This window comes from Metabacillus sp. KJ11-3 (genome assembly GCF_055808295.1).
In genome coordinates this window covers 1,737,341-1,762,666 of the sequence record NZ_CM147865.1, presented here as the reverse complement: position 1 = coordinate 1,762,666, position 25,326 = coordinate 1,737,341, and the positions used below count along the sequence as shown (strand labels likewise).

The window sequence follows — 25,326 nt, the reverse complement described above, 5'->3', positions numbered from 1 at the left end:
TACTGTAAATTGTCCCTTATGTTACTTTTCAAAGAGAAAGCCTCTACATTAGTATGTAAAGGCTTGCCGTATTTCTTTACGAAACTTAGTTTATCTGCCTCCGCAGCGACCTCCGCCGCCACAATGGCCTCCACCACCACAACGGCCTCCGCCACCACAATAGCCCCCGCCACCGCAACGGCCTCCGCCACAGCGACCTCCGCAACCATAGCAGCTGAAACAGCTAGAGCAACCATAACAACTGAAACAGCTATAACAATTAAAGCAGCTATAACAGCGGAAAATATTTCCGAGACCAAAGAAAAATCTTTCATCATCTTGATAGTATTGATTCGGGTCATAAGGTACAGCCTGAGTAGCTTGGTAATCTCCGAGATTTAACATCTGAAGATCCTGCTGAAAATTATTCATTAAGTAAAACCTCCTCATAATACTTACCTGGGACCAGTGACGAGAAACGGAAACGTAAATTCAAACCTGATTTTTTGGTTATCACATACTTCTTCAACAAATTATGTAAATTGGGTGGGTATTGCTACTGGTGAAAGAGCCTAATTATTTCTAAGATTTAATAGGTTAATGGCTTGCAGGGCACAAAAAAATAGAGAAACGACTAATCGTTTCCCTTAAGATAACAAAACTTATTGATCAATCGGGAGATTTTGAACATATTCAAAATCCCTCCATTCCCTTGGTAAAAGTCCTTGATATTTCTGAGTCAGAAACCGATCATCAACAAGTACTATTACTCCGGTATCGGTCTCAGATCTGATTAATCGGCCACCTGACTGTAACACTTTGTTCATGCCAGGAAAGGTATATGCGTAATCATATCCGTTTTTTCCTATTGTTTGAAAATAGTCTTTCATTATATTTCGTTCCAGGCAAAGCTGTGGTAAACCCACTCCGACAACGATGACACCATTCAGCCTATTCCCTTTTAAGTCAACACCTTCAGAAAAAATACCACCTAATACCGCAAAACCTAAAAATGGTTCTGTACGATCTTCTTTGAACTCTTCTAAAAATTGTTCTCTTTCCTTCTCATCAATCCTGTTCGTCTGAATAATCGTACGAATGTCCGGACAGCTAGTGGTAAAGTCATCATATACACTGTTCATATAATGATAGGAAGGAAAGAAGATCAAATAGTTTCCGCTGCGTGCTTTCAAAAGTTTTGAAAGCATATCAATGATCGGCTTTTTTGAATATTCCCGGTCTTGGTACCGAGTCGATAAAGGTTGAAGAAATACCTCTATTTGTTCGTTTGCAAATGGTGAAGGAATCGAAATTGTATAATCCTCTGTCGTACCACCTAACATATCTAAATAATACTGAAATGGTAAAAGAGTTGCAGAAAAATAGACAGTTGTCCGAAACTTTTTACTAACCTGCTGTAATAGATGAGAAGGATCCAAACAGAACATTTTAAGGCGAACTTCATTTTTCTCTATTTCGACATACGTAACATATTGTTCATTATAGAGATTTGATATTCGAACAAATCCAGTTGCGGCAAAATAGGTTTCTAATAGACCTGATTGCTCAACTTGTTTTGAAGGTTGTACTAATTCTTTTTCTGCCTTGTCTACAAATTCTTCAAGTATGTTGATCAGATGTTCATCCAATTCCCGCCACACAAGATGTCCTTTTTCAAAACACTTTTTCTTCAGTTCAATAAAATATTTATTTAGTTTTTGAACTGATTCATACAAACCAGACCCTTTATAAGCACGTTTTAATGAAAGAAAATCGGATTTTTGTAATTCAGCTGAAAACATTTCCCTTGCTCGATCAACCAGATTATGAGCTTCATCGATTAATAAGGCGGATTGTCGTTTATGTTCATCAAAGAACCGCTTTAGTGACACTTTTGGATCAAAAATATAGTTATAATCACAAATAATTGCATCTGCCACAAATGCTAAGTCTAAGGAAAATTCAAATGGACAAAGCGTATGCTTTCTCGCGTATTCCTCGATTTTTTGACGATTAATAAACGTTTCATTAGAGTAAATATCGAGAACAGCCTCATTTATTCGATCATAATATCCATTCGCAAATTCGCAATATTCCTTTTGACAAATGGTTTCTTCTTTAAAGCAGATTTTTTCCTTGGCTGTAATCGTAACAGCACTCATACACAATCCCTTAGTTTTCATAAGTGAAAAAGCTTCTTCTGCGGTTTGTCTTGTGATGGTTTTGGCTGTTAAATAAAACATTCGATCCAGCTTGCCTTCTCCGATCGCCTTCACTGTTGGGAAAATCGTCGAAATGGTTTTTCCAATACCGGTTGGTGCATTTGCAAAAATATTCTTTTCCTCTGAAATGGTTTTATAAACGACACCTGCAAGCTTACGTTGGCCCTCTCGATATGTGGTAAATGGAAATGATAGTTGATTCATACTATGATTTCTTCTCAGTTGATGGTTTTGCATAAGAGATGCATATGGAAAATAGTCCTTCACTAATCCAAATACAAACTGTTCGAGTTCTTGATAAGTAAAAAGTTTTTGAAATTTCTTTTGCTCTGATGTAACAGCATGTATGTAAGTTAATTGAACAATCATATCGTTTTGTCGATAATCTTTGGCATATATATAGGCATAAACCTTTGCCTGTGCCCAGTGTACAGGGACTGACTCTTCCTCTATGTCACTCAATTCTCTTGAAGTTGACTTGATTTCATCAATAAGGATTTTATCATCGCGAAATAGCAACCCATCACATCGACCTTCAATGATGAACATTATTTTTTCATACTCAATTTCTGTTTTTAGAAAGACTTCTTTCTCATCATTTTCTTGATACGTCCTTTGGATGGCTTTATGAGCTTTTGTTCCTTCCGTAAGGGTTGTGGCAGTTCGAAATCGTTGATCAATACTTCCACTTCGAAACACATATTCAACTAATGAACGTACAGATAGCTTTATTTCAGGTTGCATATTATCACCTAATAGATAAGATTAGTTGTATCGTATAAAGTATACCAGACATTGTCAAAAAGGAAGGTGGATGGAGTCATGTAACAATAAATAAAAATAGACGGCATCCGATCCTTCTAAACCGGTTTGCCGCCAAAATTATAGATGGTTTTATTTATCTAAAGAGATCTCAACATCACCATCACTTGAAAGAATTGTTATTTTATCATTAGAATCAATATTATTCGTTGCTTTTGTTTGATATTCTTCACCGTTCACTACTATATCGCCAAAATCATTCTGAATATGATAATTCAGTTGAGTTTCTTTATTTGTTAATTCCAACACCATATCGCTAAAGCTGGATTCGATATTTGTTTTTCCCAAGAGCTCACCATTTATATAAATTTCCCCGTCAGAGCTTTCAATTTTTGTGCCATGACTTGTAAAGTCACGTAATGAAATTTCACCAAAATCATTTGAAAGAGTTGCTTCTTTCGCAATATTAACAGAATTAAATTCGGCGTCCCCATCATTAATTTCTAGTGTTAAATTGTTTATTTTTACGTTTGAGGCGTTAGTATCGCCAAAATCGTTTTGAATTGTTACAGTATTAGATTGAATGTCCTTGATGTCTAGATCTCCATCATTGGATAAGATCATCAATTTATCGGTTGTCATTTCGTTCAGCTTTATATCTCCAAAATCATTCGCAATGCTAACATTGTCAAACTCTTTATCGGCTGGAACATAGATTTTAATGATTGTTTTTTGAATGTTTCCAATAAAGTTCATGGCAAATGTAAATTCTGCGTGTGATGTTCGATCCTTAATCGTAAGTGTTTCATTTTCAACTGTATGTGTGATTTTTGTACCTTCTAAACTCTCAATCTCCAATTTATATTCATCAGAGGGAATAACCTCTAGTTTGGCGTCCGAGAGAGCTACCTCCAAATTATTGAATTCTTCCAATACCCATTCCTCATTCTGTCGATCTTCTTTTCCTACTGCTTTCAACCCATTATCTGTTAAGATAATCGAAAATTTAGTTCCACTGAATAATCCTATGACAGCAAGAAGGATTCCAATCATAATCATTGTGAGTGCGATTTTTGTATGTTTCATTTAGATTCCCTCCTTGCGTCTAATCATTTTATCTAACAATCTCTTCAATACTTTCACAATTCCTGAGCTAGTCTTCTTGGTGAATTGTAGAAAAGGAGAAAATAAAAGCACACCAATTCCAATGGTAATTAGGCCGATACCACTAAAGAATATGGATGTTTGCCAATCTTGTGCGATGACCGACACGCCAGCAAATAAGCTGAACAATCCACTAATGGGTAAACTTACAACAAGGATAAAAAAAGTAAGAATCGCTACACCACAAACCAGAATTAAGGTAAATACAAGACAAATGATCACAAGGACAAGTGGCAAAGCAATCGGCGAGGCTAGAATGGCAAGGATGATAAACCACATGGCCGAAAAGTTCTTTTTCGTTGTACTTTTTTGGTTATCCAAGTCTTTTATTGCATAATCTGCCAAAATTTGAGATGCGACATAGGATGGCGAACCAAGTCTTGCAATAACTGATTTGGTATCTTCTTCGCCTGCCTCATCAAAATACTCACGATAATAGTCAATTGCTTCTTCTATTTCTTCACTTGGCAATTTTTTGATTTTTGCCCGGAGCTTTTTCAAATATTCTTCTTTACTCACCATCTATTCCTCCTAATAAAACAGATTCAATTTTTTGTTTGTGTTCCACCCATTCACTGCGAAGTTCTTGGAGCTTTTCCATTCCACTGTCAGTAATTCGGTAATATCGGCGATTTCTCCCTTGAAATGGGCTGTCATATGTTGTTAAATATTCTTTCTTTTGTAATCTGCGAAGCACCGGGTATAGGGTCGATTCTGAGATATCCATAATTTCACGTACTTGCTGAGTGAGTGAATAGCCATATGCATCTTCTTTTGCCAATACGGCAAGGACACAGGCATCAAGTAAAGAGGAACCCAATTGGAATGACATTTGAACACCTCCAATTTCTTTTATAATATTATACGGCGTATATTATTGGAACAAACATATTATACGTCGTATAATATCGTTTCGTCAATTCCATTTTTGGATAATTTTGTATTGTCTATTCTGATTGAAATTAGACTATTTATTTAACAACAAAACAATCATAAATATAAATAAAACTTTATTGTAAATCGATAAATTATATGATAAATTTATAAACGAAAAATATATGTGAGGTGCTTTTTTATGAAAATAGGTACAACACTCTTTTTAAAGGCAGCTGTCTTCCTTATCGGAACACCTGTACTACTTTTGAGTATTTTTGGATTGGTTCAATTAACTAATAATCCGGCAAATCCGGATTATGCCCATATCCTGTATCCCATTGTGATCGGATTGTATATATCAGCAATCCCTTTTTTTATTGCCTTGTTCCAGGCTTTTAAGCTATTAAGCTACATTGACAAAAACCAGGCTTTCACGGAATTGTCTGTTAGAGTTTTAAAGGTGATCAAATTCTGCGCATTAACCATCAGTGGTTTGTATGGAGTCATCATTCCATTTGTTTTCCTATTAGCAGAATTGGATGATGCACCAGGTCTTATCATCATTGGAATGGTCCCTATCTTCGCTTCACTCGTCATCGCTGTATTCGCCGCTGTTCTTCAACGTCTTTTACAAGAAGCAATAACAATCAAATCAGAAAATGAATTAACGGTCTGAGGTGAAATGAATGGCGATCATTATTAATATCGATGTGATGTTGGCGAAACGAAAAATGAGTGTTACTGAGCTTTCGGAAAGAGTTGGAATTACGATGGCGAACCTTTCTATCTTAAAGAATGGCAAGGCAAAAGCTGTTCGATTTTCCACTTTAGAGGCAATTTGCAAGGCATTAGAGTGTCAGCCTGGTGATATTTTGGAGTATAGAAGTGATGATGAAGTGGATGGTAATGCACCTTAAATCTGAACGGGGTTATTGACCTTTTAGAGCTGTGTAGGTTGAATATAAATAGGGACAGTGTACCTGTCCCTCTGGTCCTTAGAAATCCGCCATTTTTAAATGAAATTTGTTTTATTTGCGATTTTGGATATTTATTTTCGATTTCAGGATTTTATTTGCTATTTTGAAAATTTATTTGCGATTATTGAATTTTATTTGCTATTAGACATAATCCGACAAATTACGACCAACTACGGAATTTTGTTTCAAATTCATAAATGAGGATTTAACCCAAAGACAATACTTTGGGACAATCGATCTCCTTTTCCGCTTTTTACTAGATAAGGTACCTTATTGCTTTGTAGCATTTTCACATTTAAATTACCCAACTTAATTCCTCCTCATTTGCTATATATACAAAATCAACCTTTTCTATTTTAGCAGTTGTTTTTAAAGGTAAATAATGTTAAAAACAAAGAGATTATTGCTCGAATCTAATGTGTGCAACTTATATCAGCTTAAAGGAAAAATTCCCTATCACTATGACTCTATCGAACACAAACTTTATCCATTTCAAACATAAAGAAAAGACGATACGTAAGAATCATATTCATACAGTATCGTCTTGTTTATTTTTATAAAATTTTAAGTTTTTAACGCTTGTGTTCCATTTCCATTAATTCAAATGGTGTTAGCTCAGGCAGCTCCAAAGCAAATCTCTTTTCCAACCATGCCTCCGCTTCAATAATCCATCTAGCCGCATCGCGATCCATTTGGCTTTTCGCCTGGGATGTAGCTTGATTCGACAGGCTTAAACCATGTGGTCCTTTTTCGTAAATGTGAACTTCATAAGGAATGTTTTTATCGGCAAGTGCATGTGCCATCCTTAGAGTGTGTTGTGCTGGTACTAATGTATCCTCTGACGTCGCCCATAAGAACATAGGTGGCGTACTTTTCGACACGTGAAAAACCGGGCTTATTTCTTTAAGTGTTTCCTCATCAGGTTCTTTGGTCCCTGTAAACGCAAGATTCGCAGCTTCAAAAAGCTTGGAATCTACAGGGCTTTTCGGGAAGGATCGCATGAAAAGATAATCACTTAATGTGTAGCCTAGAATCGTGGCTGCTGGTTTGAACATTTCGGTTTTTTCATTGAAATATTCATTCATAATAGGCTTATCCCAATACACAGAATACATAGCACAATTGTGTGCGCCTTGCTGAGAATCCACAGATGGCGATTTTATCTACATCTACAAGCCATTCTTCAGCATGTTCCCTAATTGTCAGCATCGCTTTTCCTATTTCTCTCATTGGTGTTGGGTGAATGGAGTGTTCCTTCATTTTCAATTCTTCTTGAAAATTTGGAAATCCAACCTCTCCTCCCATATAGGTTGAATATCGAAGGACAAAAGCATGATATCCCATAGCCGCAAACCTTAGTGCCACCGCTTCTCCTTCTCTGTCTGAACAGGCTAAATAGGCTCCTCCCGGACAAATAAGAATAGCAGGTCTCTTCTTTCCACCCAATAATTCCGGTGAATCTGCGATCACGTATGATGTTAGTGTTACGTCATCTCGATCATCATAGAACTTTATCACTTCAGATTTCATTGATTCTCCCCCTTGTTTATTGATTTACTCCTATCACTTCAAATGTGATCGATCTCGCTGCGCATTTTACAAGATCATAATTGAATTTACAATTACTCCCTGTTTAAATTTTAGCATGATATTTTTCATTTATTGAAGTACCATTTACAATTTTATTAATCTTTTCCAGTATTTCATCAACTTGATTGGAAGTAATACCTGTTTCCGGTGTAACTTTGCATTCTCCAAACGTCATGCCTTTCATTATTTGAAACGCAACGTGTGGTGGCATTTCACCGTGCATAAAATTGGTCAAGTAACTTTCAACTACTGCTTTTGCTATCTCAGTTTGGTTTTTGGCAGCAGTTGGCTATGGGTTTATGTTCGCTTCTTCTGTGTATTTTATGGTGCACTATATTGCTAGACCTGATTTAAATGTAACGATCACTTCTCTTAAAGGGTTTGCGTAAAAATGTGGGAACACGATTACTAATTCAGGGATTTTAGCATTACTAGCTGTTTCTGTATATATCCGAGGTGCAATTGGACAACAACCGGTCGAACCATGTTTACGTTGAACTTTGTTCGTTTTGGTATCCCTGCCATCATTTGCTTGGTAATTGTTATTTGTATGAAGTATTATCCGCTTGAAAAATATCGTCCAGAAATTGATAAGATGAAAAATGGTTCTATTTAATAATGATTGATACATTATTTAAAAACATTTCCCTTAAATAACAACCATTGTAAGTCACATCCTATTATAGATTAACGTATCATGTTTATTTTTCCATAATCACAGGGAAAAACCCTTAATACCTAAAGTGAGAACTTAGGTTTAGGGGCTTTTTTCATTATGAATATTTACTAGAAACATCAATTTAATGTCTTATCTGCACATCGGTTATATTATGGTCGCTTTTCAATGATACGTGCAATTCATGATTTGCATTTATTGATGCAAAGAAGATATCAGAAGTTTTCAGCCCCTTTTTCTGTAACTCACGTAAAAGCCACTTTTCTTTTAGATTTAATTGAGAGAGAACATGACTTTCTATGTTACCTTCCACAATAACAGGATAAGCGATACTTCTTGATATCTTCTTTATTCCTAAATCCTCTATAGTGACAGCAGATTTATGAGATTTTTTAAAAGCAGTGAGTTTTCCATTTGGTTCAATTAACGCTAGTTCTACTTCATTGACATCAAAAATATCTTTTTCTCTTAACATTTGTAAAACATTGTCTAATGAATACCGAATCTTTTTTAAATTCTTCACAACAAAAGAGCCATTTTGGACAACAATTGTGGGTTCAAATGTAATAAGTCGCCCAAATAATCGATTTTTCAGTTTTAATTTCGAAACAACAATTTGTAAACCACCTATTGCTGATATCGACAAAAACGTATATAAGTGAGGAATATCCGGATCAGCAATATCTGCGCCAGCTACAGCACCAAGCACGATAATGATCAAAAAATCAAAAACAGGAACTTCACCTATTGAGCGCTTCCCCATAAACAAAGTCACAATTAAAAGCCAAGGAATAATAGTGATAATCCTTCCATAGATCTTCAAAATATCTACTAATGTATCTGCTTCCATTATTTCCTATCTCCTTGGTATCCAAGAGTTAGTTCTCTATGGGTATTAACAATTTTTTCGTTGATATTAAAATAATGGTATGATTCTGTATTACTTGGAAGATCATCTGCGTCCTCTTGATTAGTAATCACTCTACCAGCTTGGACATATCTGTTTTTAGGTATCGTAACCCCAATTATTTTTGCCCCCGGTTCTATGACAACATTTTCCTGAACATAAGAATCAAAAATAAGACATTGCATACCAATAAATACATTAGAATCAATTCGTGCTGGTCCAAAGATTTGAGATTGTGGAGCTAACGTACATCTTTCACTTATATAAACAGAAAAAGGGGAATTGTCTTTAAAACTGAATTCATAACTACATTACTTCCAAATTCAAAGTTTTTCATTCCATGAATAACAACCCCATCCTGAATATTGGAATAATTTCCAATATGGATTTTCAACCCTTCGTCACCTCTGATAGATGAAAAAGGTCCTACAAACGTTTCTTTTTTTATATTTACACTCCCGATAACTGAGGCAAAATGGTGTATATATGCTGTTTTGTCTATAACAGGAGTATCTTGGTTAAGATTAAAAGTTGTTTGTGTATTTGGAATTACGTTGTCCTTCTTATTAATCATCTCTATTGCTTTTCCTACAAGTGAAGTTGCAATAAGCCCCATGAACAATTTATTTTTCGTTTTCATTTTCTCAACCACCGTTCATTCTTTTTAAATTTAAAAACCTTTTTTTATTTTATGATTAGAATGTTTTTCTACTATGGTAAATAGAAACACTATTGTCTGTGGTAGGAAATGAAATGAAAGTAAAGAAAAAGTACTTATACATTCCCTTTAATGATGGTGATCAGACTTGTTGACACAAAAATAGAGCGACAATAAACTTTTTCAATTACATAAAAGAAATAAAATTGGTCATTCTATTATCGAACTTAAATTAGGAGGGACTTTGATGAAATTACTTAAACAAATTTCAATCTGCTTGTTTGCCATAGCCTTCATTACTGGTTGTGCAATGAATGATGAAGCAAGAAATGACAATAAAACTGCAAACAACAACGACACAAATATTCAAAATGTTGCAAATCGAAATAACAACAATAGCAATAATAATAATAATAATAATAATAATACAAGAATGCAGGTTGCAGATGAAGCACAGGATAAAATTGAAGACTTATCAGAAGTAAGACATGCCAATGTTATTGTTACGAATAGAAATGCATATGTTGCAGTAGTACTCAATGATGATTCAAAAGGCGAGGTAAGAAAAGAAGTTGAAAATAAAATCTCTGAACAGGTAAAATCTACTGATAACAATATTCGGAATGTTTTTGTGTCAAGTAATCCTGATTTCGTTGATCGTATGGGAGATTATGGGGATAAAATCCAAAGCGGAAAGCCAGTACGTGGATTATTCGAGGAATTTAATGAGATGGTACAAAGAATCTTTCCGAATGCACGCTAAAGGATATATTTATAAAAAGGGGGCACCGGTTAGGCGCCCTCAATTAAGTTAAAAGCATAAAAAACATCCTATAATTTGATTAATCACAGTGAAATAAAGAAAAGCTACCTCATTTGGCAGCTTTTTTATCATGTACAGTGTATAGATCATTATTTCTGGTTATCAAGATTTCGTTTATGTTTTTCATTTATTATTTTCTTGTTAAGTATGCGCACTTCTCCGACCATTAATAATCTCATATCCTCTACAATATACCTTGCTAATTCTTCGTCAGAAATATCATTTCCCTCAATATCAAGACGGAATTCCTGCCCTTGTATTCCGCCACCATTCGTAAACTCAATTTCAAAGTCGAAAAGAACTCTTTTATCCATTTCTCATCCACCTTTTTAAATTGTATTAGATTAGTATAAATTCACATTCGAGGAAGACAGGCTAATGTTTATTTTACGAAATTCATTTCAGACAACCCCAATATGTCTGTATTACGAGGAATATATCCAAGTAATCGAATCATTGAAGCAATTTGTCCTTTATGATGGGATTCATGAGTAATTGAATGAAATAGTAACTGATGTGGAGTTTTTCTAATAAATCCACTGCCTGCTTTCCAAGAAGGCTCTTTTTCGATAAGCTCATCAAATTTGTTTCTGAATTGCTCTAATACACTCTCTACATATTCATCCGCTTGTTTAAAATAGCGTTGAATATCATCTACCTTCATATTATTCATTACTTTCTTTATTAATAATGGAGATATTGTTACTGAAAGCACAAAAGAACCTAACCATGCATGATAGCAGCCTGCCACATGAACGAAAGTATCTCTAATGCTCTGAAAACCAAATTCAACTTCTTTTGTAATTTCATCTTCAGTCAATTCTCTGCATTGTTCTTATAAGATTTGACGTGTTTGTTTTATCCAATCATATTCTATTTCTTCCATAGCATCCTCCCCCCTTCAAAGTAAAGGAAATATACACCAATTGATCCGATATAGAAATAAGCGCCTTTCTTCATACAAGAAAGGCACTGCCAAATCATTTCTTACCTTGATTCACCTTATAAAATAATTGTGCAAACTGTCCAAACCGTTTTATATCAATTAAATTTAAATCGATTTGTGGTTTCTTATGTTTAAATAAAGGGATACCCGATCCTAAAATATGAGGTGTGACCGTAATGATATATTCGTCAATTAAATTTTCTTTTAAAAAAGAATCAAGTAAACAACCTCCACCAACCATCCATATTTTAGAGCCCTCTTGTGCTTTTAACTTTTTGGTAAATTCAACTACATCTTCATTTACAAATTCCACATATTCGTTTGAACCTTTTTCAGTAGTGGAGAAAACATAACATTTTTTGTCAGGATAAGGAAATGGCTCCATATGTTTTACTATATAGTCATACGTCTTTTTCCCCATGATCACAGTATCAATAGATTGATACATGTCTTGGTATCCAGCGTCCCCTTCCCCTTCTGTATCTTCAAGCCATTGTAAGTCATCATCTTCTTTCGCAATAAATCCATCTAAACTTGCGGCAATGTACAAAACAATTTCACGTGACATCCTTTGATCTCCTTTTTCTTATAGAATTTCCCTTATTGATAAAATCATAAGGTATACACTATACTAACTGTAAAACATGACAAGTAATGGCATGATTAACGAAAAAAGGTGAGAAAAATGGCAAAATCCAAGCGACTATTAGATATTCTACTGTTTGTTACGGCTAAAAAGAAATTTACAGCTCAAGAAATAGCAGATGAATTTCACATATCTATTCGTACTGTACATAGATACATAGTAGATTTATGTGATATAGGATTGCCGATTTATGCTGAACAAGGACGGAATGGGGGTTATACCGTATTAACACATTCTTTTCTTCCCCCTATTTTATTTACTGAAGAAGAAGCCGTTTCAATCTTCTTTGCTTTTCAATCGCTAAAATATTATCGAAGTTTGCCATTCGGGGCTGAAATTACCTCGGTTGAAAATAAATTATATAACTCACTTCAAAGTGAAGCAAAATCAAAAGTAGATAAAATCCGTTCACATATTGCATTTTGGAACCCTAAGCGAACAATTGATTCGCCATTATTAAATGAAATGTTAGAGTATTCTATTGAGAATAGAGATGTACATATTCAATATGAATCAAAAACAGGAGTAAGGGAAAAACACATTCGTCCAATCGGTGTATATGCACATGATGGGTTATGGTATTTGCCCGCTTACGATTATGATAAGAAAAAAATTTTACTATTCCGTGTAGATCGTATTCTTTCCATCATTTCAAATGAAAAAAATCAAGATGAATTTATGACTTTAGAAGACTGGTTCGACTATCAGGAAGTAAAAAAACCAATTCGGTTGCATGTACATTTAACAACGGAGGGCGTACGTCAATGTAAAAGTGTTCCTTATTTTGAAGGTTTTATTGTCACACAAGAAGATGGAACTGGTTACATAGATTCAATCATTGATAAAGATGAACTTGGTTTTATAACACCCTTATTTTTAAGACTTGGACGTCATGCACGAATAATAAAACCAATGGAATTAATTGATGGATTACGAAGGCAAGCTGAGGAGATTTTAACTATGTATGAAGATTAAGGTGCCTTCAAGACATTGTTTGTCTAAATACAGTTTTGTGTTTTAAGATATTTTAAAAATTCTACAATAAGACAGATATCAACCAAAATGGTTTCCTTCTCGTTAGATTTTTAGTTTTGTCAGCTTACCATACTTTAATTCTTAACAACAAAGTCTAATAAATGACTATGCGCAATTGGTATTTCCGCTTTAAGATCGAATGAGGTATTGTCAATTACCAATAGTTTTTCTTCTTGTTCACTTGAACGAACGATATAAATTTCACCGTTTTCTTTATCTTGATACAAAAACCTATAGCTGCTGTCTTGTTCAAGATAATCCTTATTAAGGGGTTCAAACTTTGGTTCAGGTTCATATGTCATTAGACCAATGATACTACCTTTTTCTTGACTATAAACATTATATAATGCTCTATTTGTATCTATTAATAATTGACTACTTTCGTCATTGAAAAAAATATCTTCTTTGCTTATACCTTTAAAAGGTTCATAGATGTTGGATTCAAAATTTTTGTCGTATGAAATGACTTTGCCTGCTTCACCAAGTACAAAGGCATGTTCTTGTGTTGCATATAGCGGATACATATCCACGTTTTTACCGCTATTCATATACTCAACACTTTGATTTTCTAAATCAATCACACCAATACCTGAGTTCACATATTTATCATTGTCACCATATTGTCCACTTGTACCATAAAGGATTTTATTATTAAATTCTAAAAGCGGTGTCCACTTTGGTGGATTCCCGTACTCTGTTTCAAAACTTTTTTGTGATGAGAAGTTAGATATAGATACATTGAATTCATTTGTTTCACTATCCGTATTTTGTTCTCCAGTTTTATGAGAAACCAAAGTTTGAAAAAGTACACTCTCACCGTAATGCATTATGTGATCAACACCGACTTCATAATCAAAGTAATCCAATTTTACTCTTTTAAATTGTTTTGTTGGAATATCGTACGTGTAGTAGTAATTATCAATTGTAGCTTCACCAAAAAGAGAAAGATATAATTTATCTATACTATTTGGTTTCTGATGCAAACTCATTCTTCTAAAGTATCTATCTTCTATTTCATATTCCCGTACAATTTCACCGTCAAGTGTTACTTCTTTTACAATGGTGTTTTCTTGTGAAACCCTTATGTCAGCTGGGTAAAATAAAAGATAATTCTTATTATTGCTGCTGAACGGTTCGAAATTTTCAATCCCTTTAACAAGTGTTCGATCAGTATTTTTTGGTAGTAGGTAATATGTCACTGTAATTACTATTACTAGCACCATAGCTACGATCAAGTATCTTTTTTTCATAACGATCCTACCCAACTTTAAATTATTTTTGATTTTACCAGGAAGTGATGTCCCTTTGTGTTGTCTTTAACTTCAACAAACTACGTCGTTCTTTCTTTTAATTTGTACATCTTTGTTTCCAGAATGGTGTTTGATTGTTGAAGATATAAATGAAGAAAAGCAAGCTAGTTGAAACAAATTCTTCACGTATATGATTGCCAAACCCCTCCTGAACCAGGTGTAAAGCCACATGCTTTATAAAAGGTTGTTTTGTTTTGCTCATATGATACTGTTACAATTCCAAGCCCAAAACGTTTGGATTCACGCAATAATTCCTTTACTAACGCTGCACCAATTCCTTGCCCCTGATACATAGGATGAACGATAATATCTTCCATATAACCATGTTCTAAGCCCATTCCACACACATACCCAAAGGCAATCAGTTTATCATTTTCGTCTCTAACCCCTGCCCAGAAATTACAACGTTCAAACAGTGTCGGGTAATCTTCTTCTCGTCTACTCCAACCAACAAGTTCTCTTAAATCAGGTACTTCATTCGTATCTATTGGTATATTTATCATTACTTTATCATTCATTTATACCTCTCCTTACTCATATGCAATATGCTAAACTATATATTGAAGTTCTATTCCCCCCTACACTGCTTGTTAGGTTTAGTGAAAGCCTTGACATTTTTCTTTCCCTTGCTAAGTGTTCTTCACAAATCTGGCCACCATATTCTAAGAACAGTGTTCACTTGTTGAATTACACAGTTAATAACTGAAAAAAACTAATGTGTATCTCTTTTTCCAATACCATAACCAATCACAATACCTATGATAAGCGGAGCAAGATAGTTAAGCTCTAAATCTTGTGTAAAAAAACTTAATACAAACCAAGCAACTATTGCACCTAAAATTGCTAACCCTAAATTCTTCATCAATTCCCCCTGAAAAATTTCTACTTCACTCAATGGCCTCTTTAGCTGAGACCTATATAAAAATAAAACTACCGCAGCAATCCAATAATTCGTGTTCAAGATAAGCGATTGATTGCTGAATTGTATATCCATTTTTGAAAAATAGCCATCTGCAAATGATTTTGTATTCACCCTAGGCCCAAGTACTAGCTATTGGATATTTACCCCTTTCTTCTAATGTATCAGTTCTTATTACTTGATATCCTTCCATAAAATGCACGTTTCTTTATTAACGCGTTCTTTCAATGTTCAGTGAACTTTTTTGGGATAACAACAGCATTACAGGCTTTTTCATAAAACTCAAGAGGACCAGCTTCACCAATTACAGCATACCCATATCCAATTTCCTTCATCTCATTTAAACAATAATGAAGTAGAGTATATCCAATTCCTTGTATTCTATTTGAAAAAGATATACCCATTGGACCGAATAATCCCTTTTTTCTTCTAACTACATCAAAGCAAGCGAATCCAATAATCCCTTGCCCATCTAGAGCTATAAAAATTGGAATATTTTCTTGTAAAAATCCGTTTTCAATTGAATCTAGCCATCCATTTCCAAATTCCTTTTCTACAAAGGTTTTCAAGGATGGAGCATCCTTTTGCTTCGCCTTTCTATATGTTATTCTACTTTTTGAAATGGTAGGAAACGAATAATCTTTTAAAGAAACGATCATATCTCTTGGCAGAGACACAATTTCAAGAATACGAGAGACATCCAAACCATCAATTATTGCTCTCGTTAATCTGTCATTAACTTTAAATATGGCGTCCACAATATGTCCTTCATTTAAATAAACTTGTTTGAATCGCTTCATCTGATCCTCTGCGTGCGCTAATACTCTTTTCGTGCTTTGAGAAATATTTAGTGTTAAAGGTTCATAATTAAATCCTTTATCTTCCTTATCAAATTGTATATCTGTTACTCTTTTATTTAATACCTCAGTAAGATTTGGATAATTAATATATAATTCAGCACACACACTTGTCCCCTCGAGCAATACCCCTAAAAATAAATGAATCGGATAAATAATCTTGGTTGTCCTTTCAGCTTCCATTTCTGAATATTTTAAAATTCTTAAAGAACGATCAGTGTATCTCAAAAACCTTCACCCTCAGTCAATCTATAAATTCAGTGTATCAATGAATTTCCGATGAATTTCTCCTCCTGATTTGACTATAATAGTTTAGTATAAACACTTTTTAATGGAAGTATCCCGATTACAATTCCATCCACATTTTAACATATATATCCAAATGCGTTATAATATTTTAGCTTAAAACCTGGCCATTCTGGAATAAGTATGCATCAACCTTTAATAGTATTTTAGAAAAAAACAATTACGTTCATATATGTAAAAACACTCATCGTGGAATTATTCCCATTAAAGTATTAGCATCATATACACAAGGAGTATATATTTTCACCCTCAAGAACTTAAGTCTTGAGGGTGAAATTTTGATCATCTCGTTATAGTCTCAATTTGATGAGTATAACGGAACCTTCCACTTATCTTTGACCTCATAATACCTAGTCACAGAAAGTAAATGCAATGTTAGTTCTTCAGGAATTTCATCTAAATCATATGAAACGAGATCAATAGTTGTTTTATAACGCCCGTTCTCATCTTTTTCATTTAGAATGGAACCGCTAGGATAAGTGAAATAATTTTTCCCTTTGTCATCCACTAAAACCCATGCTCCAAAATCTGAAGCCGGCGCTTCTTTGCCGCCTTCCATTTCAATTTTAAACATCGTTTCCTTTTTAATTGGGATGAGCGATTTACGTAATGAATACATACTTTGTTTTTTCGCCTTTTTAATTGTTATATAATTACCCTCGTATTCAAATGAGACAGGTTTTTTCCTCAACTCGTTTGGTTTAATTTTAATGGAAAAATCTGAAGGCACTGTTTTTATAACCCCATCTAACACAAAGGTCAATTTGGTATCCTCTTTTTGCGGGATAAATGACTCATTCCACGCATTATGGCCGATTTTCCCCATCGGTTGGCCAGAACCTTGTAGCATTCCTAAATCACTCGGGTGTCCTTTATCTTCAAAAAAGGTATTATGGTGATATATAGCTTGATTTTTGTCATTCTCAATATGATATTGAATAGCCGATCCAAAGTTAGTAAAGGAGTCTGCACTTTCCTCACCAAATTTTTCTTCAAGCTGCTTTATCTTTTTTTCTATTCTAGCTTGTTCTTTTTTCGTAAAAGATGTTTCATACAATAATTCATTCGAGGAAGGTGCAAAGCGAACTTCCTTCATGTTAATGGTTACATCATGCAGGCTTGTTTTTGCATCATTTAATGAGTAAATAGTTGTGTTTTTAAGACTCTCTTTTAAATCAACTGGAATCTCTAACTCCCAGTTACCCTTTATTCCATTTAGCTCGACTAAGTCAAAATTTACAGTAACTTTTTCCAATACTTCTTGTTCACGTAATGAAAATTCGATAAGCCCGTAGTCACTTCTTTCTGACCACCCTATGCTTAATCCATCAAGTTTTTTTCCATTTTGATCACTTGCCATGATGTTGTTCTTTGAATCAGTTAATTCAATATATGAATCTTGTGATTGTCCTTTTTCATTTAAAATTTGATAGGATAACGCCACCCGGGAAGAATCGGCAAAAACATCTTCTACTTTTAAGGTAATTCCATTATCCGTTACTTCTTGATTGATTCGTTTTACTAACCCTGCCTCAGATGCCATTCTTAATCCTTCATCCACTTGTTCTGTTGAGAAAAGGCCACCTATCCACTGTGCGAAGCTAGGGTGTAGTGTTGTCCCTAAACCAATCACTAATACAGCTCCAGCTGCTACAAGCGTCATACGCTCCCAGGGACGCCTCTTTTTACGGGCAGCAGTCTGTCCATAAGGCTCCAGTTCGTCAAGGACTAAAGAAGCAAAATCATCAGTTAATGTTGGAGTTTGTAAAGTTTCTTTTAAAAATTGTTGTTCCTCCTTGAAAGCATTGACTATATGCATACAACCTTCACAACTCTTTAAATGAGTGTGTATATCAACATGTTCTTGTTTTAATAGTAGATCATCAACATATTGTGAAAGTTTATCACCCGTTGGACAGTTCATGAAAATAGCCTCCTCCGCATTTTATAGTTTCTCTCATTTTTTTCTTAGCCCGATGAAGTTTATTACGAACATTTGAAAGTGGGAGCTCAACAAGCTCACTTATTTCGCTATAGCTTAATTCATTTACATAACGTAAGAGAATAATGATACGCTCATCTTCTGGCAAGGATGAAATTAACCGTTCTAGCTGTCTATTTTTCTCATTTTTCAAGAAAATGACTTCCGGGTTATTAGGATTCACGACTTTTTCTTCATTTATTTCTACTTGCATCATTTTATAGCGTTTTTTTCGGAACTCATCCATACAATGGTTGATCGACACCCGATAAATCCAACTGGAAAACGATCCTTTTCCATCATATTTACCCAACTGGTGATATACTTTGATAAATGCTTCTTGTACTAAGTCTTGTGCATCCTGTGGATTTTTTGTCATTCGTAAAATCGTTGCATATAACTGATTTTTATATTTATTAATAATGTGTGCGTAGGCATCTTTATTGCCGGATAGCACTGCTTGAATCCATTGGATTTCCTCTTCCATTTTGTCCTCCTGACTATACTCCATGTGCATTTTTCGCTTTTTAATCTCATCTATTATAACGAGTTCATCTATGAAATAATTTCATTTCATAGAAAATAATTTTTCGAATAAAATATACGTATTTAAATTAGACACAAGAATGGCTGTCGGAACTTTACCGACAGCCTGAACACTCTGAAATATAGCAACCCTTTGTTTAAACATTAACACATACAGTTATTAAAATGTTGAAACCAGTCTATCTATCCCACCAAAATCATTACTTGTTTTTCTCGTTTCTCCATCGGAAAGATTTTTCAACAAGTTCATGAACAAATGCTTCTTTTCCTTTTTGATATTGATGAGTATCCTTGAACTTATTAGCTAATTCAATTTTTAACTCTCCATATTTATTTGCTTCTTCGGGGTGGTTCAATAAATAGTTTTTAAAACTTAAATGTATTTCAATATTCTCGTTACCAATTTGATAAATATGTACATGGTGTGTTCGTTTATCTTTACCTTTAGGAAAGTATCTTCTTCCCGAAATACCGTTTTCACCTCTAGGTTCATATCCAAAAGTTTGCATTTTATTATTATATGCATCAACCTTATCAATATTTTTAACAATCATTAAAATATCAATTATTGGTTTTGCATAACCAATTGCTGGTACAGAGGTACTTCCAATATGAACAATATCTACCAATTCATTTATGAAGATTTCATTAAGTAATTTCTCTTCTTTCCTGTAGGATTCTTCCCATTTTTTTGTCCAGGGGACAATTTCGGTTTTTCTCAAAAAAAGCACTTCTTTCCTTTTAAACTTCTATGTTTTACCCTACTAAATTCATTATTTACTTAAAATAATCCTTCTTCAAATAACCTGCCGAGATCGTTTAGGTTTACCATACACAATCTTTTTTGTTTTAAATCTTTTTCAATAAGGTATGACTCCATTATTAATAAATGAAACATGTGTGTTATTCAATGTTAACTTTTATCCTATCTATGGCGTTGTAACCATACCCTTTTCTGTTCCACATTGGCTTTAATGGTTGAACATTGCCTTTAGAATCAGTCGCTTTGGATAGTATTGTATATTCGCCTTTATTATGTGCCTCCCATTTATACTTCCAACTAACCCAAGCATTTTTCGCGGAAGAAGAAGTTAGTTGACATGGATCCCAAGTTTGACCACCATCAAAACTAATTTCCACCTTTGTGATATGGCCATTACCTGTCCATGCAATTCCATCCATTTCATATATTCCTGAATGTAATATTTTCCTATTTAAAGGATATTTAATCGTTGAATTCACATTGATCGTCGTAAAAGGGAATTTTCCACTATCGTTCTCTTTGTTCGGATAATAAACGTAATCAACTGCTTGAAAAGGTCCTTTAAATTCCTTATCAATCACTATTATCCTTTTAACCCATTTCACTGATGCCATTGCATACCATCCAGGAACAATTAACCTAAGTGGAAAACCATGCTTGAATGGGATTGGTTGATTGTTATATTCATACGCCATAATGGTATCTGGATCAAGGGCTTTTTCTATAGGAAGGCTTCTTGAAAAACTATGCGACTGGTTAGAATCAGGCCTTTCTCCAAAATCATGCCCCTCAAAAACAATTTCTTTGGCAGTTTCAAGTAATCCTGTGTACGCCAATAAGGATCTTAAAGGTACGCCTTTCCAAATCCCTTGGCTAATCGCACCTTTTCCCCATTGCTCTCCATAAACTTTTGGGTTAAATAACTCACGTTTATTACCAGAACATTCTAAAACCACTTTTATCGTTTTAGACGGTAATGAGTAAAGTTGCTGCAAAGAAAAGACTTTTGGATGATGTACCAGCCCCTCAATTGGCAAAAAATAAAAGGAAGACGCAAATCGTGGATAAGGAAAATGATTTCTTCTATAAAACAGTCTATTACTAACAATATCGCCATGCATAAAATGTATAGGTGTTTCCTGATTTTCAGGAACTAAACTCTTTGTAAGCAGGTAGGGCCTTAGTTCAGATTGATGGGAATTACTCATAAAAACCACCTCTTTTTACATGTAGTTGCTAATTAATGCATATGTAGCTTATGAGTAATCATTCAGGGATTATTAAGTTTTGAAAAATTAAGAACCTAGGGATATGTTAGAATTACCATTCAAAATGAATCCTAAATCATGTCGCACAAAGATATAACTCATAATCCTCAAATTAAACCACTTGCATAAAATATTAAATTCTTGCCAATGATGTTTCTACAGATGTTGTTCAAGTACACCTATTTCCCGATACCTTTTAATGGTGTTAAACAGCTAATGAGGTGAATACCCTTGGAGGAAAATAATAGCAATTTAGGATCTGATACATTCAAAAACATTGATGAAGATCTTCAAGTAAATCTTGATCACATAAAAGATGAATTCGGAATCAGTAGTGATCTTTCCATAAAAATCGTAAATCAATATAATAATCAAACTAGTATAGCGATCATTCATCTAGATGGTATTGTGGACGAACAAAAAATTAATGATCATATATTGGAACCAATCATTAACATCTGTAACCGTCAACCAGCTATAGAACCAGATGAAATTATGAATAATATTATCCTTACAAAAACATCAACGATCTATTCTTGGGATAAACTTATATCCTCCATTCTATCCGGGAATACGATTATTTTACTTGATAAAGAAAAGAAAGCCATCGTAGCAAGCACACAAAGATTAGAAACCCGATCTATTAGTGAACCGACAAGCCAAACAGTGATTAGAGGGCCAAAAGATAGTTTCAATGAAAATATTAGTCAAAATATATCACTTGTTCGTTTTAGAATTCAAAATAAGAATTTAAGAGTACTAAACACAAAAGTAGGATCTGTTACAAAGACAGATGTGATGATCATGTATATAGAAGGAATTGCAGACAAAGCAATAGTCAATGAAGTACTCTCGCATCAAAAAAATAAAAATTGATCGGGTGCTTGAATCAAATTATATAGAGGAACTCATTCAGGACAACAAGAAAACAATCTTGCCTCAGTTACTAAATACCGAACGGCCAGATGTTGTCGCAGGAAACTTATCCGAAGGAAGGATAGCCATTTTTATTAATGGAACGCCTTTTGTTTTAATTTGTCCAGTAAATTTTATTTCGTTCTTTAAAACACCTGAAGATTATTACAACAATTTTTATTATAGTTCTCTTGTGAGAACACTAAGAGTCGTAACATTTATTATTAATTTATATGCTTCATCTTTATATCTAGCTTTAACCACACATCATCAAGGTTTAATACCAACTACTTTACTTGTTTCTTTAATGGCTCAACGGGAAAAAATCCCCTTTCCTGCGGTGTTTGAGATCCTTTTGATGGAAATAGCTTTTGAAATTTTACGCGAAGCAGGTATACGAATGCCTAGGGCAATCGGTCCTGCTGTTTCGATTGTAGGTGCACTTATTTTGGGACAAGCTGCAGTAGATGCTGGGTTTGTATCAGCCGCAGTGGTAATTATTGTGGCAACGTCAGCAATTAGTAGTTTCACTCTCCCGAATACCAGCACGATGAATCTAGCACGTATTTTACGTTTTCTATTCTTATTCAGTTCTGCATTTATTGGGCTATTAGGTGTGTTATTAATGACACTCACTTTTTTACTTCATCTAAGTAGTTTAAGATCATTTGGGAAACCTTACTTTGCTCCCTTTGCACCTTTGGAAGTAGATGGTCTAAAGGATAGTTTTATCCGAACATCCTATTCATCTATGGAAAAAGAACAAGACCCCATTCCCTCTTCCCAAAAGTCAAATGATTCTTAACTTACTGAAAGGAAAACCTATGAAGAAAATTTTGTTGATTTTGATATGTATGTTGTTATCCAGTTGTTCAAATTATAGAGAACTTAATAACCTAGCTGCAATCATTTCAGTAGGAGTAGACAAAGGAAAAGAAGATGGGTATCGTGTTACCTTTCAAGTAGTAAACCCAGGACAATTAACCAAAACAGGAGGTAATTCACCTGGTTTACCCTTAATTAATTATCCCATTGAAGGAGAAACCTTAAACGATGCTTATCGAAAATCATCCGCCTTTATCCCAAGAGAAATTATTACATCACATCTTTCCCTCCTCATAATAGGGGAAGAACAAGCAAAAGAAGGTATATATCCCTTACTCGATGCTTTTGAGCGTGCCAAACAAACCAGATCAAGTGTACTAGTATTCATTTCCAGAGGCATGACTGCTGAGGAAGTTTTGGAAGTAGTAGAACCTATTGAGTCAAACCCGAGTAAAAGTATTATAAGTACAACAGAAAACAACAAAAACATGTATGGAATTGGAGATTTAATACCTATATATGAACTCGTCAGTATGTTCTCCTCAGAAGGAAGAGCCCCTATTATTACGGGCATAAGTCATAGTAAACCTAAAGAAGGAGTTAGTCAAAGCCAGAACTTAGAGAAAATGACACCAGCTGTTATAGAAGTTGATGGGTTAGGATTATTTAAAGATGATCGCTTAGTTCGCTGGTTAGATGGTGAACTAGCAAGAACAGCCCAAATGATCTTATCAGAAAGCAAGAGTACTACTTTCCCATTTTCTTGTTCACAGATTGATTCTGGTAGTAAAAACGAAAAGTTAACATTAACAACTCAGGGCAGTAACTCTACCTTAATTACAAAAGTTAGTAAAAGTGAAATTTCATTAAGGATAGATGTGTCTCTTCCAGCATTCATAAGTGATTATAATTGCAATATGGATCTAGAGGACCCAAAGACAATCGAGAAAATAGAAAAGACTCTTGAAGATGAGGTAAAATCGCAAATTAATCAAGTAATGGAAATTGTCCAAAAAGAACAAACAGATGTTTTTGGATTTGGTGAAAAACTTTCTAAAACCGACCCTAAGTATTGGGAAAAGCACAAAAAAGAGTGGGATGAATTATTTTCGAATGCCTCCTTCTCAATTAATATCAACTCAAAGATTTCGAATACCGGAATGCGTACGAATACTTTTGAGATGAAATGAGTGAGAGTCAATGACAAAGATTCAAATTGGTCAAGTTCAATTTTTTTGTATGATGGTATTGTTTTTATTCGGCACTGCGGTTTTGTTAGACATCGGCAGTGGAGCCATGCAAGATGCTTGGCTAGTATCTCTTATTTCACCATTGTTTGGTGGAGCAGTGTTTTACTTGTACTATTATCTATTTACAAAGTTCCCTGACAAATCATTGATAGAATATACCAAAATTATTTGGGGAAAATATTTGGGATCAATAGTTGGTCTTTCTTATATCATCTATTTTATATACATTGCTGCTAGAGTATTTCGGGATTTTTTGGAAATGTTAGTTATTTCTCCATATTTTAGAACTTCCATGACTACGCTAGGAATTTGTATTATACTTGTATTAATATATGCGGTTAACTTGGGGATAGAGGTATTTTCAAGAGTGGCTGTTATCTGTTTTGTCATCATGTTATTTTCCCTGTTCGTCATTAATACAATGTATGTTATTGGAGGATACATATCACCTGAAAATATCATTCCGGTATTAAGTAATGGCTTGAAGCCGATAATAAAGGAGGTTTTTCCTCTTGGTATAACTGTCCCATATGGGGAACTTATTACATTTACGATGCTTCTCCCCTATGTTAACAATAAGAAAAAAGTGATGAAGACAGGACTGTTCGCTATTGCTTGTACGGGGCTTTAGCTTACATTTAATATGCTTATGCTTATTAGTGTGATTGGACCAGATCTTATTATTCGATCTGCGTTCCCCTCACTTACAGCGGTTTCAAATATAAACATAGCTGACTTTATTCAAAGATTAGATACGTTTATTATTACATTAATGGTCATCTTAGGTTTTGTAAAAATAACTATTTTTTTCTTTTGTGGTGTAATGGGTATAAACCAATTGTTTTCGAGGAAACCTCATCTACTTATAAATTATTCTGTAGGTGGAATGATACTCTTTTTTCTATTATTATTGCCTCAACCTATCAAGAACATTTAAAGGAAGGATTGGATTTAGTTCCCTATTACTTGCATATACCGTTTCAAATCGTAATTCCCCTTGGGTTATTACTTACACTATTAATTAAAGAAAAGATATTGAAGAAGCCATACAAAACATAAAGCACATAAAGAAAGCACTTACTTTTCTGACTTTATATATGTAAAGAATACGTATGTGTATATTGA

The 25,326-nt window shown here is 34.2% G+C and carries 28 protein-coding genes and 2 pseudogenes; 7 read left to right on the top strand and 23 right to left on the bottom strand.

Features of this window, described 5'->3' with window-relative positions; translation table 11 throughout:
• Nucleotides 1-90 precede the first annotated feature (90 nt).
• The 5 genes from AC0L8O_RS09310 to AC0L8O_RS09290 all read right to left on the bottom strand — a co-directional run bounded on the left by AC0L8O_RS09310 (nt 91) and on the right by AC0L8O_RS09290 (nt 4,959).
• Complete coding sequence (locus AC0L8O_RS09310; RefSeq protein WP_473448785.1) at nt 91-384, bottom strand: heterocycloanthracin/sonorensin family bacteriocin; 294 nt, start codon at nt 382-384, stop codon at nt 91-93.
• Between the two features lie 257 nt (nt 385-641).
• Complete coding sequence (locus AC0L8O_RS09305; RefSeq protein ID WP_473447552.1) at nt 642-2,945, bottom strand: ATP-dependent DNA helicase; 2,304 nt, start codon at nt 2,943-2,945, stop codon at nt 642-644.
• Between the two features lie 150 nt (nt 2,946-3,095).
• Nucleotides 3,096-4,049, bottom strand: a complete 954-nt coding sequence (locus tag AC0L8O_RS09300; protein ID WP_473447550.1) for a DUF4097 family beta strand repeat-containing protein — start codon at nt 4,047-4,049, stop codon at nt 3,096-3,098.
• Nucleotides 4,050-4,649, bottom strand: coding sequence for a DUF1700 domain-containing protein (locus AC0L8O_RS09295; RefSeq protein WP_473447548.1), 600 nt, complete (start codon nt 4,647-4,649; stop codon nt 4,050-4,052).
• Nucleotides 4,639-4,959: a PadR family transcriptional regulator gene (locus tag AC0L8O_RS09290; RefSeq protein WP_473447546.1), complete on the bottom strand. Its 321-nt coding sequence runs from the start codon at nt 4,957-4,959 to the stop codon at nt 4,639-4,641. The genes AC0L8O_RS09295 and AC0L8O_RS09290 overlap by 11 nt, the downstream gene beginning before the upstream one ends.
• A gap of 243 nt (nt 4,960-5,202) precedes the next feature.
• Between AC0L8O_RS09290 and AC0L8O_RS09285 the strand changes: the two genes are divergently transcribed.
• Both AC0L8O_RS09285 and AC0L8O_RS09280 read left to right on the top strand, forming a co-directional pair.
• Complete coding sequence (locus AC0L8O_RS09285) at nt 5,203-5,679, top strand: DUF2975 domain-containing protein (RefSeq protein WP_473447544.1); 477 nt, start codon at nt 5,203-5,205, stop codon at nt 5,677-5,679.
• Nucleotides 5,680-5,689: 10 nt separating this feature from the next.
• Nucleotides 5,690-5,920: a helix-turn-helix domain-containing protein gene (locus AC0L8O_RS09280; protein ID WP_473447542.1), complete on the top strand. Its 231-nt coding sequence runs from the start codon at nt 5,690-5,692 to the stop codon at nt 5,918-5,920.
• Nucleotides 5,921-6,552: 632 nt separating this feature from the next.
• Here the strand turns inward: AC0L8O_RS09280 and AC0L8O_RS09275 are convergent.
• The 7 genes from AC0L8O_RS09275 to AC0L8O_RS09245 all read right to left on the bottom strand — a co-directional run bounded on the left by AC0L8O_RS09275 (nt 6,553) and on the right by AC0L8O_RS09245 (nt 9,793).
• Nucleotides 6,553-7,065 (bottom strand): alpha/beta hydrolase family protein, encoded by a 513-nt coding sequence (locus AC0L8O_RS09275; RefSeq protein WP_473447540.1) that lies wholly within the window; start codon nt 7,063-7,065, stop codon nt 6,553-6,555.
• Between the two features lie 7 nt (nt 7,066-7,072).
• On the bottom strand, nt 7,073-7,510 hold the full coding sequence (locus AC0L8O_RS09270) for an alpha/beta hydrolase (protein ID WP_473447538.1): 438 nt from the start codon (nt 7,508-7,510) through the stop codon (nt 7,073-7,075).
• Between the two features lie 103 nt (nt 7,511-7,613).
• Nucleotides 7,614-7,805: a hypothetical protein gene (locus AC0L8O_RS09265; RefSeq protein WP_473447536.1), complete on the bottom strand. Its 192-nt coding sequence runs from the start codon at nt 7,803-7,805 to the stop codon at nt 7,614-7,616.
• 96 nt (nt 7,806-7,901) lie between these two features.
• Nucleotides 7,902-8,201 carry a hypothetical protein gene (locus tag AC0L8O_RS09260; RefSeq protein ID WP_473447534.1) on the bottom strand — a complete coding sequence of 100 codons (300 nt, stop codon included), beginning with the start codon at nt 8,199-8,201 and terminating at the stop codon, nt 7,902-7,904.
• 169 nt (nt 8,202-8,370) lie between these two features.
• Nucleotides 8,371-9,096: a DUF421 domain-containing protein gene (locus tag AC0L8O_RS09255; protein ID WP_473447532.1), complete on the bottom strand. Its 726-nt coding sequence runs from the start codon at nt 9,094-9,096 to the stop codon at nt 8,371-8,373.
• On the bottom strand, nt 9,096-9,338 hold the full coding sequence (locus tag AC0L8O_RS09250) for an LbetaH domain-containing protein (protein WP_473447530.1): 243 nt from the start codon (nt 9,336-9,338) through the stop codon (nt 9,096-9,098). The genes AC0L8O_RS09255 and AC0L8O_RS09250 overlap by 1 nt, the downstream gene beginning before the upstream one ends.
• Nucleotides 9,339-9,412: 74 nt before the next feature.
• Nucleotides 9,413-9,793, bottom strand: coding sequence for an LbetaH domain-containing protein (locus AC0L8O_RS09245; protein ID WP_473447528.1), 381 nt, complete (start codon nt 9,791-9,793; stop codon nt 9,413-9,415).
• A 265-nt stretch (nt 9,794-10,058) separates the two neighbouring features.
• Here AC0L8O_RS09245 and AC0L8O_RS09240 point away from each other — a divergent pair, with 265 nt between their 5' ends.
• Nucleotides 10,059-10,574, top strand: a complete 516-nt coding sequence (locus AC0L8O_RS09240; protein WP_473447526.1) for a YhcN/YlaJ family sporulation lipoprotein — start codon at nt 10,059-10,061, stop codon at nt 10,572-10,574.
• 149 nt (nt 10,575-10,723) lie between these two features.
• On the opposite strand, the gene AC0L8O_RS09235 is transcribed toward AC0L8O_RS09240, so the two are convergent.
• The 3 genes from AC0L8O_RS09235 to AC0L8O_RS09225 all read right to left on the bottom strand — a co-directional run bounded on the left by AC0L8O_RS09235 (nt 10,724) and on the right by AC0L8O_RS09225 (nt 12,148).
• Nucleotides 10,724-10,948 carry a cyclase gene (locus AC0L8O_RS09235; protein ID WP_473447524.1) on the bottom strand — a complete coding sequence of 75 codons (225 nt, stop codon included), beginning with the start codon at nt 10,946-10,948 and terminating at the stop codon, nt 10,724-10,726.
• Nucleotides 10,949-11,016: 68 nt separating this feature from the next.
• Nucleotides 11,017-11,454 (bottom strand): DinB family protein, encoded by a 438-nt coding sequence (locus AC0L8O_RS09230; RefSeq protein ID WP_473447522.1) that lies wholly within the window; start codon nt 11,452-11,454, stop codon nt 11,017-11,019.
• 160 nt (nt 11,455-11,614) lie between these two features.
• Entirely contained in the window at nt 11,615-12,148 is a 534-nt protein-coding gene (locus AC0L8O_RS09225) for a dihydrofolate reductase family protein (RefSeq protein ID WP_473447520.1), read from the bottom strand.
• Nucleotides 12,149-12,265: 117 nt separating this feature from the next.
• Between AC0L8O_RS09225 and AC0L8O_RS09220 the strand changes: the two genes are divergently transcribed.
• Entirely contained in the window at nt 12,266-13,201 is a 936-nt protein-coding gene (locus AC0L8O_RS09220) for a helix-turn-helix transcriptional regulator (RefSeq protein ID WP_473447518.1), read from the top strand.
• Nucleotides 13,202-13,335: 134 nt separating this feature from the next.
• Here the strand turns inward: AC0L8O_RS09220 and AC0L8O_RS09215 are convergent, their stop codons facing one another.
• From AC0L8O_RS09215 to AC0L8O_RS09180, 8 genes are all read right to left on the bottom strand, one after another.
• Nucleotides 13,336-14,511, bottom strand: coding sequence for a hypothetical protein (locus tag AC0L8O_RS09215; RefSeq protein WP_473447516.1), 1,176 nt, complete (start codon nt 14,509-14,511; stop codon nt 13,336-13,338).
• Nucleotides 14,512-14,693: 182 nt separating this feature from the next.
• Entirely contained in the window at nt 14,694-15,089 is a 396-nt protein-coding gene (locus AC0L8O_RS09210) for a GNAT family N-acetyltransferase (RefSeq protein ID WP_473447514.1), read from the bottom strand.
• A gap of 194 nt (nt 15,090-15,283) precedes the next feature.
• Nucleotides 15,284-15,604, bottom strand: a complete 321-nt coding sequence (locus tag AC0L8O_RS09205; protein WP_473447512.1) for a hypothetical protein — start codon at nt 15,602-15,604, stop codon at nt 15,284-15,286.
• Nucleotides 15,605-15,714: 110 nt separating this feature from the next.
• On the bottom strand, nt 15,715-16,575 hold the full coding sequence (locus AC0L8O_RS09200; protein ID WP_473447510.1) for a GNAT family N-acetyltransferase: 861 nt from the start codon (nt 16,573-16,575) through the stop codon (nt 15,715-15,717).
• A 376-nt stretch (nt 16,576-16,951) separates the two neighbouring features.
• A complete protein-coding gene (locus AC0L8O_RS09195; protein ID WP_473447508.1) occupies nt 16,952-18,577 on the bottom strand; it encodes a DUF4179 domain-containing protein in 1,626 nt (541 codons plus the stop codon).
• A complete protein-coding gene (locus tag AC0L8O_RS09190) occupies nt 18,558-19,121 on the bottom strand; it encodes an RNA polymerase sigma factor (protein ID WP_473447506.1) in 564 nt (187 codons plus the stop codon). The genes AC0L8O_RS09195 and AC0L8O_RS09190 overlap by 20 nt, the downstream gene beginning before the upstream one ends.
• A gap of 259 nt (nt 19,122-19,380) precedes the next feature.
• Complete coding sequence (locus AC0L8O_RS09185) at nt 19,381-19,902, bottom strand: GrpB family protein (protein ID WP_473447504.1); 522 nt, start codon at nt 19,900-19,902, stop codon at nt 19,381-19,383.
• A gap of 181 nt (nt 19,903-20,083) precedes the next feature.
• Nucleotides 20,084-21,151, bottom strand: coding sequence for a sulfite oxidase (locus AC0L8O_RS09180; RefSeq protein ID WP_473447502.1), 1,068 nt, complete (start codon nt 21,149-21,151; stop codon nt 20,084-20,086).
• A gap of 291 nt (nt 21,152-21,442) precedes the next feature.
• On the opposite strand from AC0L8O_RS09180, the pseudogene AC0L8O_RS09175 reads away from it, so the two are divergent.
• The 3 genes and pseudogenes from AC0L8O_RS09175 to AC0L8O_RS09165 all read left to right on the top strand — a co-directional run bounded on the left by AC0L8O_RS09175 (nt 21,443) and on the right by AC0L8O_RS09165 (nt 25,138).
• Nucleotides 21,443-22,931 (top strand): annotated as a pseudogene (locus AC0L8O_RS09175) (spore germination protein).
• 19 nt (nt 22,932-22,950) lie between these two features.
• Nucleotides 22,951-24,141 (top strand): Ger(x)C family spore germination protein, encoded by a 1,191-nt coding sequence (locus AC0L8O_RS09170; RefSeq protein ID WP_473447499.1) that lies wholly within the window; start codon nt 22,951-22,953, stop codon nt 24,139-24,141.
• A 10-nt stretch (nt 24,142-24,151) separates the two neighbouring features.
• A pseudogene (locus tag AC0L8O_RS09165) lies at nt 24,152-25,138 on the top strand (GerAB/ArcD/ProY family transporter).
• The last annotated feature ends 188 nt before the right edge of the window (nt 25,139-25,326 follow it).

Coding starts and splice junctions, on each gene's coding strand:
- AC0L8O_RS09275 (WP_473447540.1), bottom strand. CDS start 7,065: ATGAATGAATATTTCAATGAAAAAACCGAAATGTTCAAACCAGCAGCC.
- AC0L8O_RS09170 (WP_473447499.1), top strand. CDS start 22,951: ATGAAGAAAATTTTGTTGATTTTGATATGTATGTTGTTATCCAGTTGT.
- AC0L8O_RS09245 (WP_473447528.1), bottom strand. CDS start 9,793: ATGAAAACGAAAAATAAATTGTTCATGGGGCTTATTGCAACTTCACTT.
- AC0L8O_RS09285 (WP_473447544.1), top strand. CDS start 5,203: ATGAAAATAGGTACAACACTCTTTTTAAAGGCAGCTGTCTTCCTTATC.
- AC0L8O_RS09235 (WP_473447524.1), bottom strand. CDS start 10,948: ATGGATAAAAGAGTTCTTTTCGACTTTGAAATTGAGTTTACGAATGGT.
- AC0L8O_RS09180 (WP_473447502.1), bottom strand. CDS start 21,151: ATGAGTAATTCCCATCAATCTGAACTAAGGCCCTACCTGCTTACAAAG.
- AC0L8O_RS09300 (WP_473447550.1), bottom strand. CDS start 4,049: ATGAAACATACAAAAATCGCACTCACAATGATTATGATTGGAATCCTT.
- AC0L8O_RS09260 (WP_473447534.1), bottom strand. CDS start 8,201: ATGTATCAATCATTATTAAATAGAACCATTTTTCATCTTATCAATTTC.
- AC0L8O_RS09190 (WP_473447506.1), bottom strand. CDS start 19,121: ATGGAAGAGGAAATCCAATGGATTCAAGCAGTGCTATCCGGCAATAAA.
- AC0L8O_RS09225 (WP_473447520.1), bottom strand. CDS start 12,148: ATGTCACGTGAAATTGTTTTGTACATTGCCGCAAGTTTAGATGGATTT.
- AC0L8O_RS09215 (WP_473447516.1), bottom strand. CDS start 14,511: ATGAAAAAAAGATACTTGATCGTAGCTATGGTGCTAGTAATAGTAATT.
- AC0L8O_RS09295 (WP_473447548.1), bottom strand. CDS start 4,649: ATGGTGAGTAAAGAAGAATATTTGAAAAAGCTCCGGGCAAAAATCAAA.
- AC0L8O_RS09250 (WP_473447530.1), bottom strand. CDS start 9,338: ATGCAATGTCTTATTTTTGATTCTTATGTTCAGGAAAATGTTGTCATA.
- AC0L8O_RS09310 (WP_473448785.1), bottom strand. CDS start 384: ATGTTAAATCTCGGAGATTACCAAGCTACTCAGGCTGTACCTTATGAC.
- AC0L8O_RS09270 (WP_473447538.1), bottom strand. CDS start 7,510: ATGAAATCTGAAGTGATAAAGTTCTATGATGATCGAGATGACGTAACA.
- AC0L8O_RS09240 (WP_473447526.1), top strand. CDS start 10,059: ATGAAATTACTTAAACAAATTTCAATCTGCTTGTTTGCCATAGCCTTC.
- AC0L8O_RS09255 (WP_473447532.1), bottom strand. CDS start 9,096: ATGGAAGCAGATACATTAGTAGATATTTTGAAGATCTATGGAAGGATT.
- AC0L8O_RS09220 (WP_473447518.1), top strand. CDS start 12,266: ATGGCAAAATCCAAGCGACTATTAGATATTCTACTGTTTGTTACGGCT.
- AC0L8O_RS09290 (WP_473447546.1), bottom strand. CDS start 4,959: ATGTCATTCCAATTGGGTTCCTCTTTACTTGATGCCTGTGTCCTTGCC.
- AC0L8O_RS09305 (WP_473447552.1), bottom strand. CDS start 2,945: ATGCAACCTGAAATAAAGCTATCTGTACGTTCATTAGTTGAATATGTG.
- AC0L8O_RS09280 (WP_473447542.1), top strand. CDS start 5,690: ATGGCGATCATTATTAATATCGATGTGATGTTGGCGAAACGAAAAATG.
- AC0L8O_RS09195 (WP_473447508.1), bottom strand. CDS start 18,577: ATGAACTGTCCAACGGGTGATAAACTTTCACAATATGTTGATGATCTA.
- AC0L8O_RS09210 (WP_473447514.1), bottom strand. CDS start 15,089: ATGAATGATAAAGTAATGATAAATATACCAATAGATACGAATGAAGTA.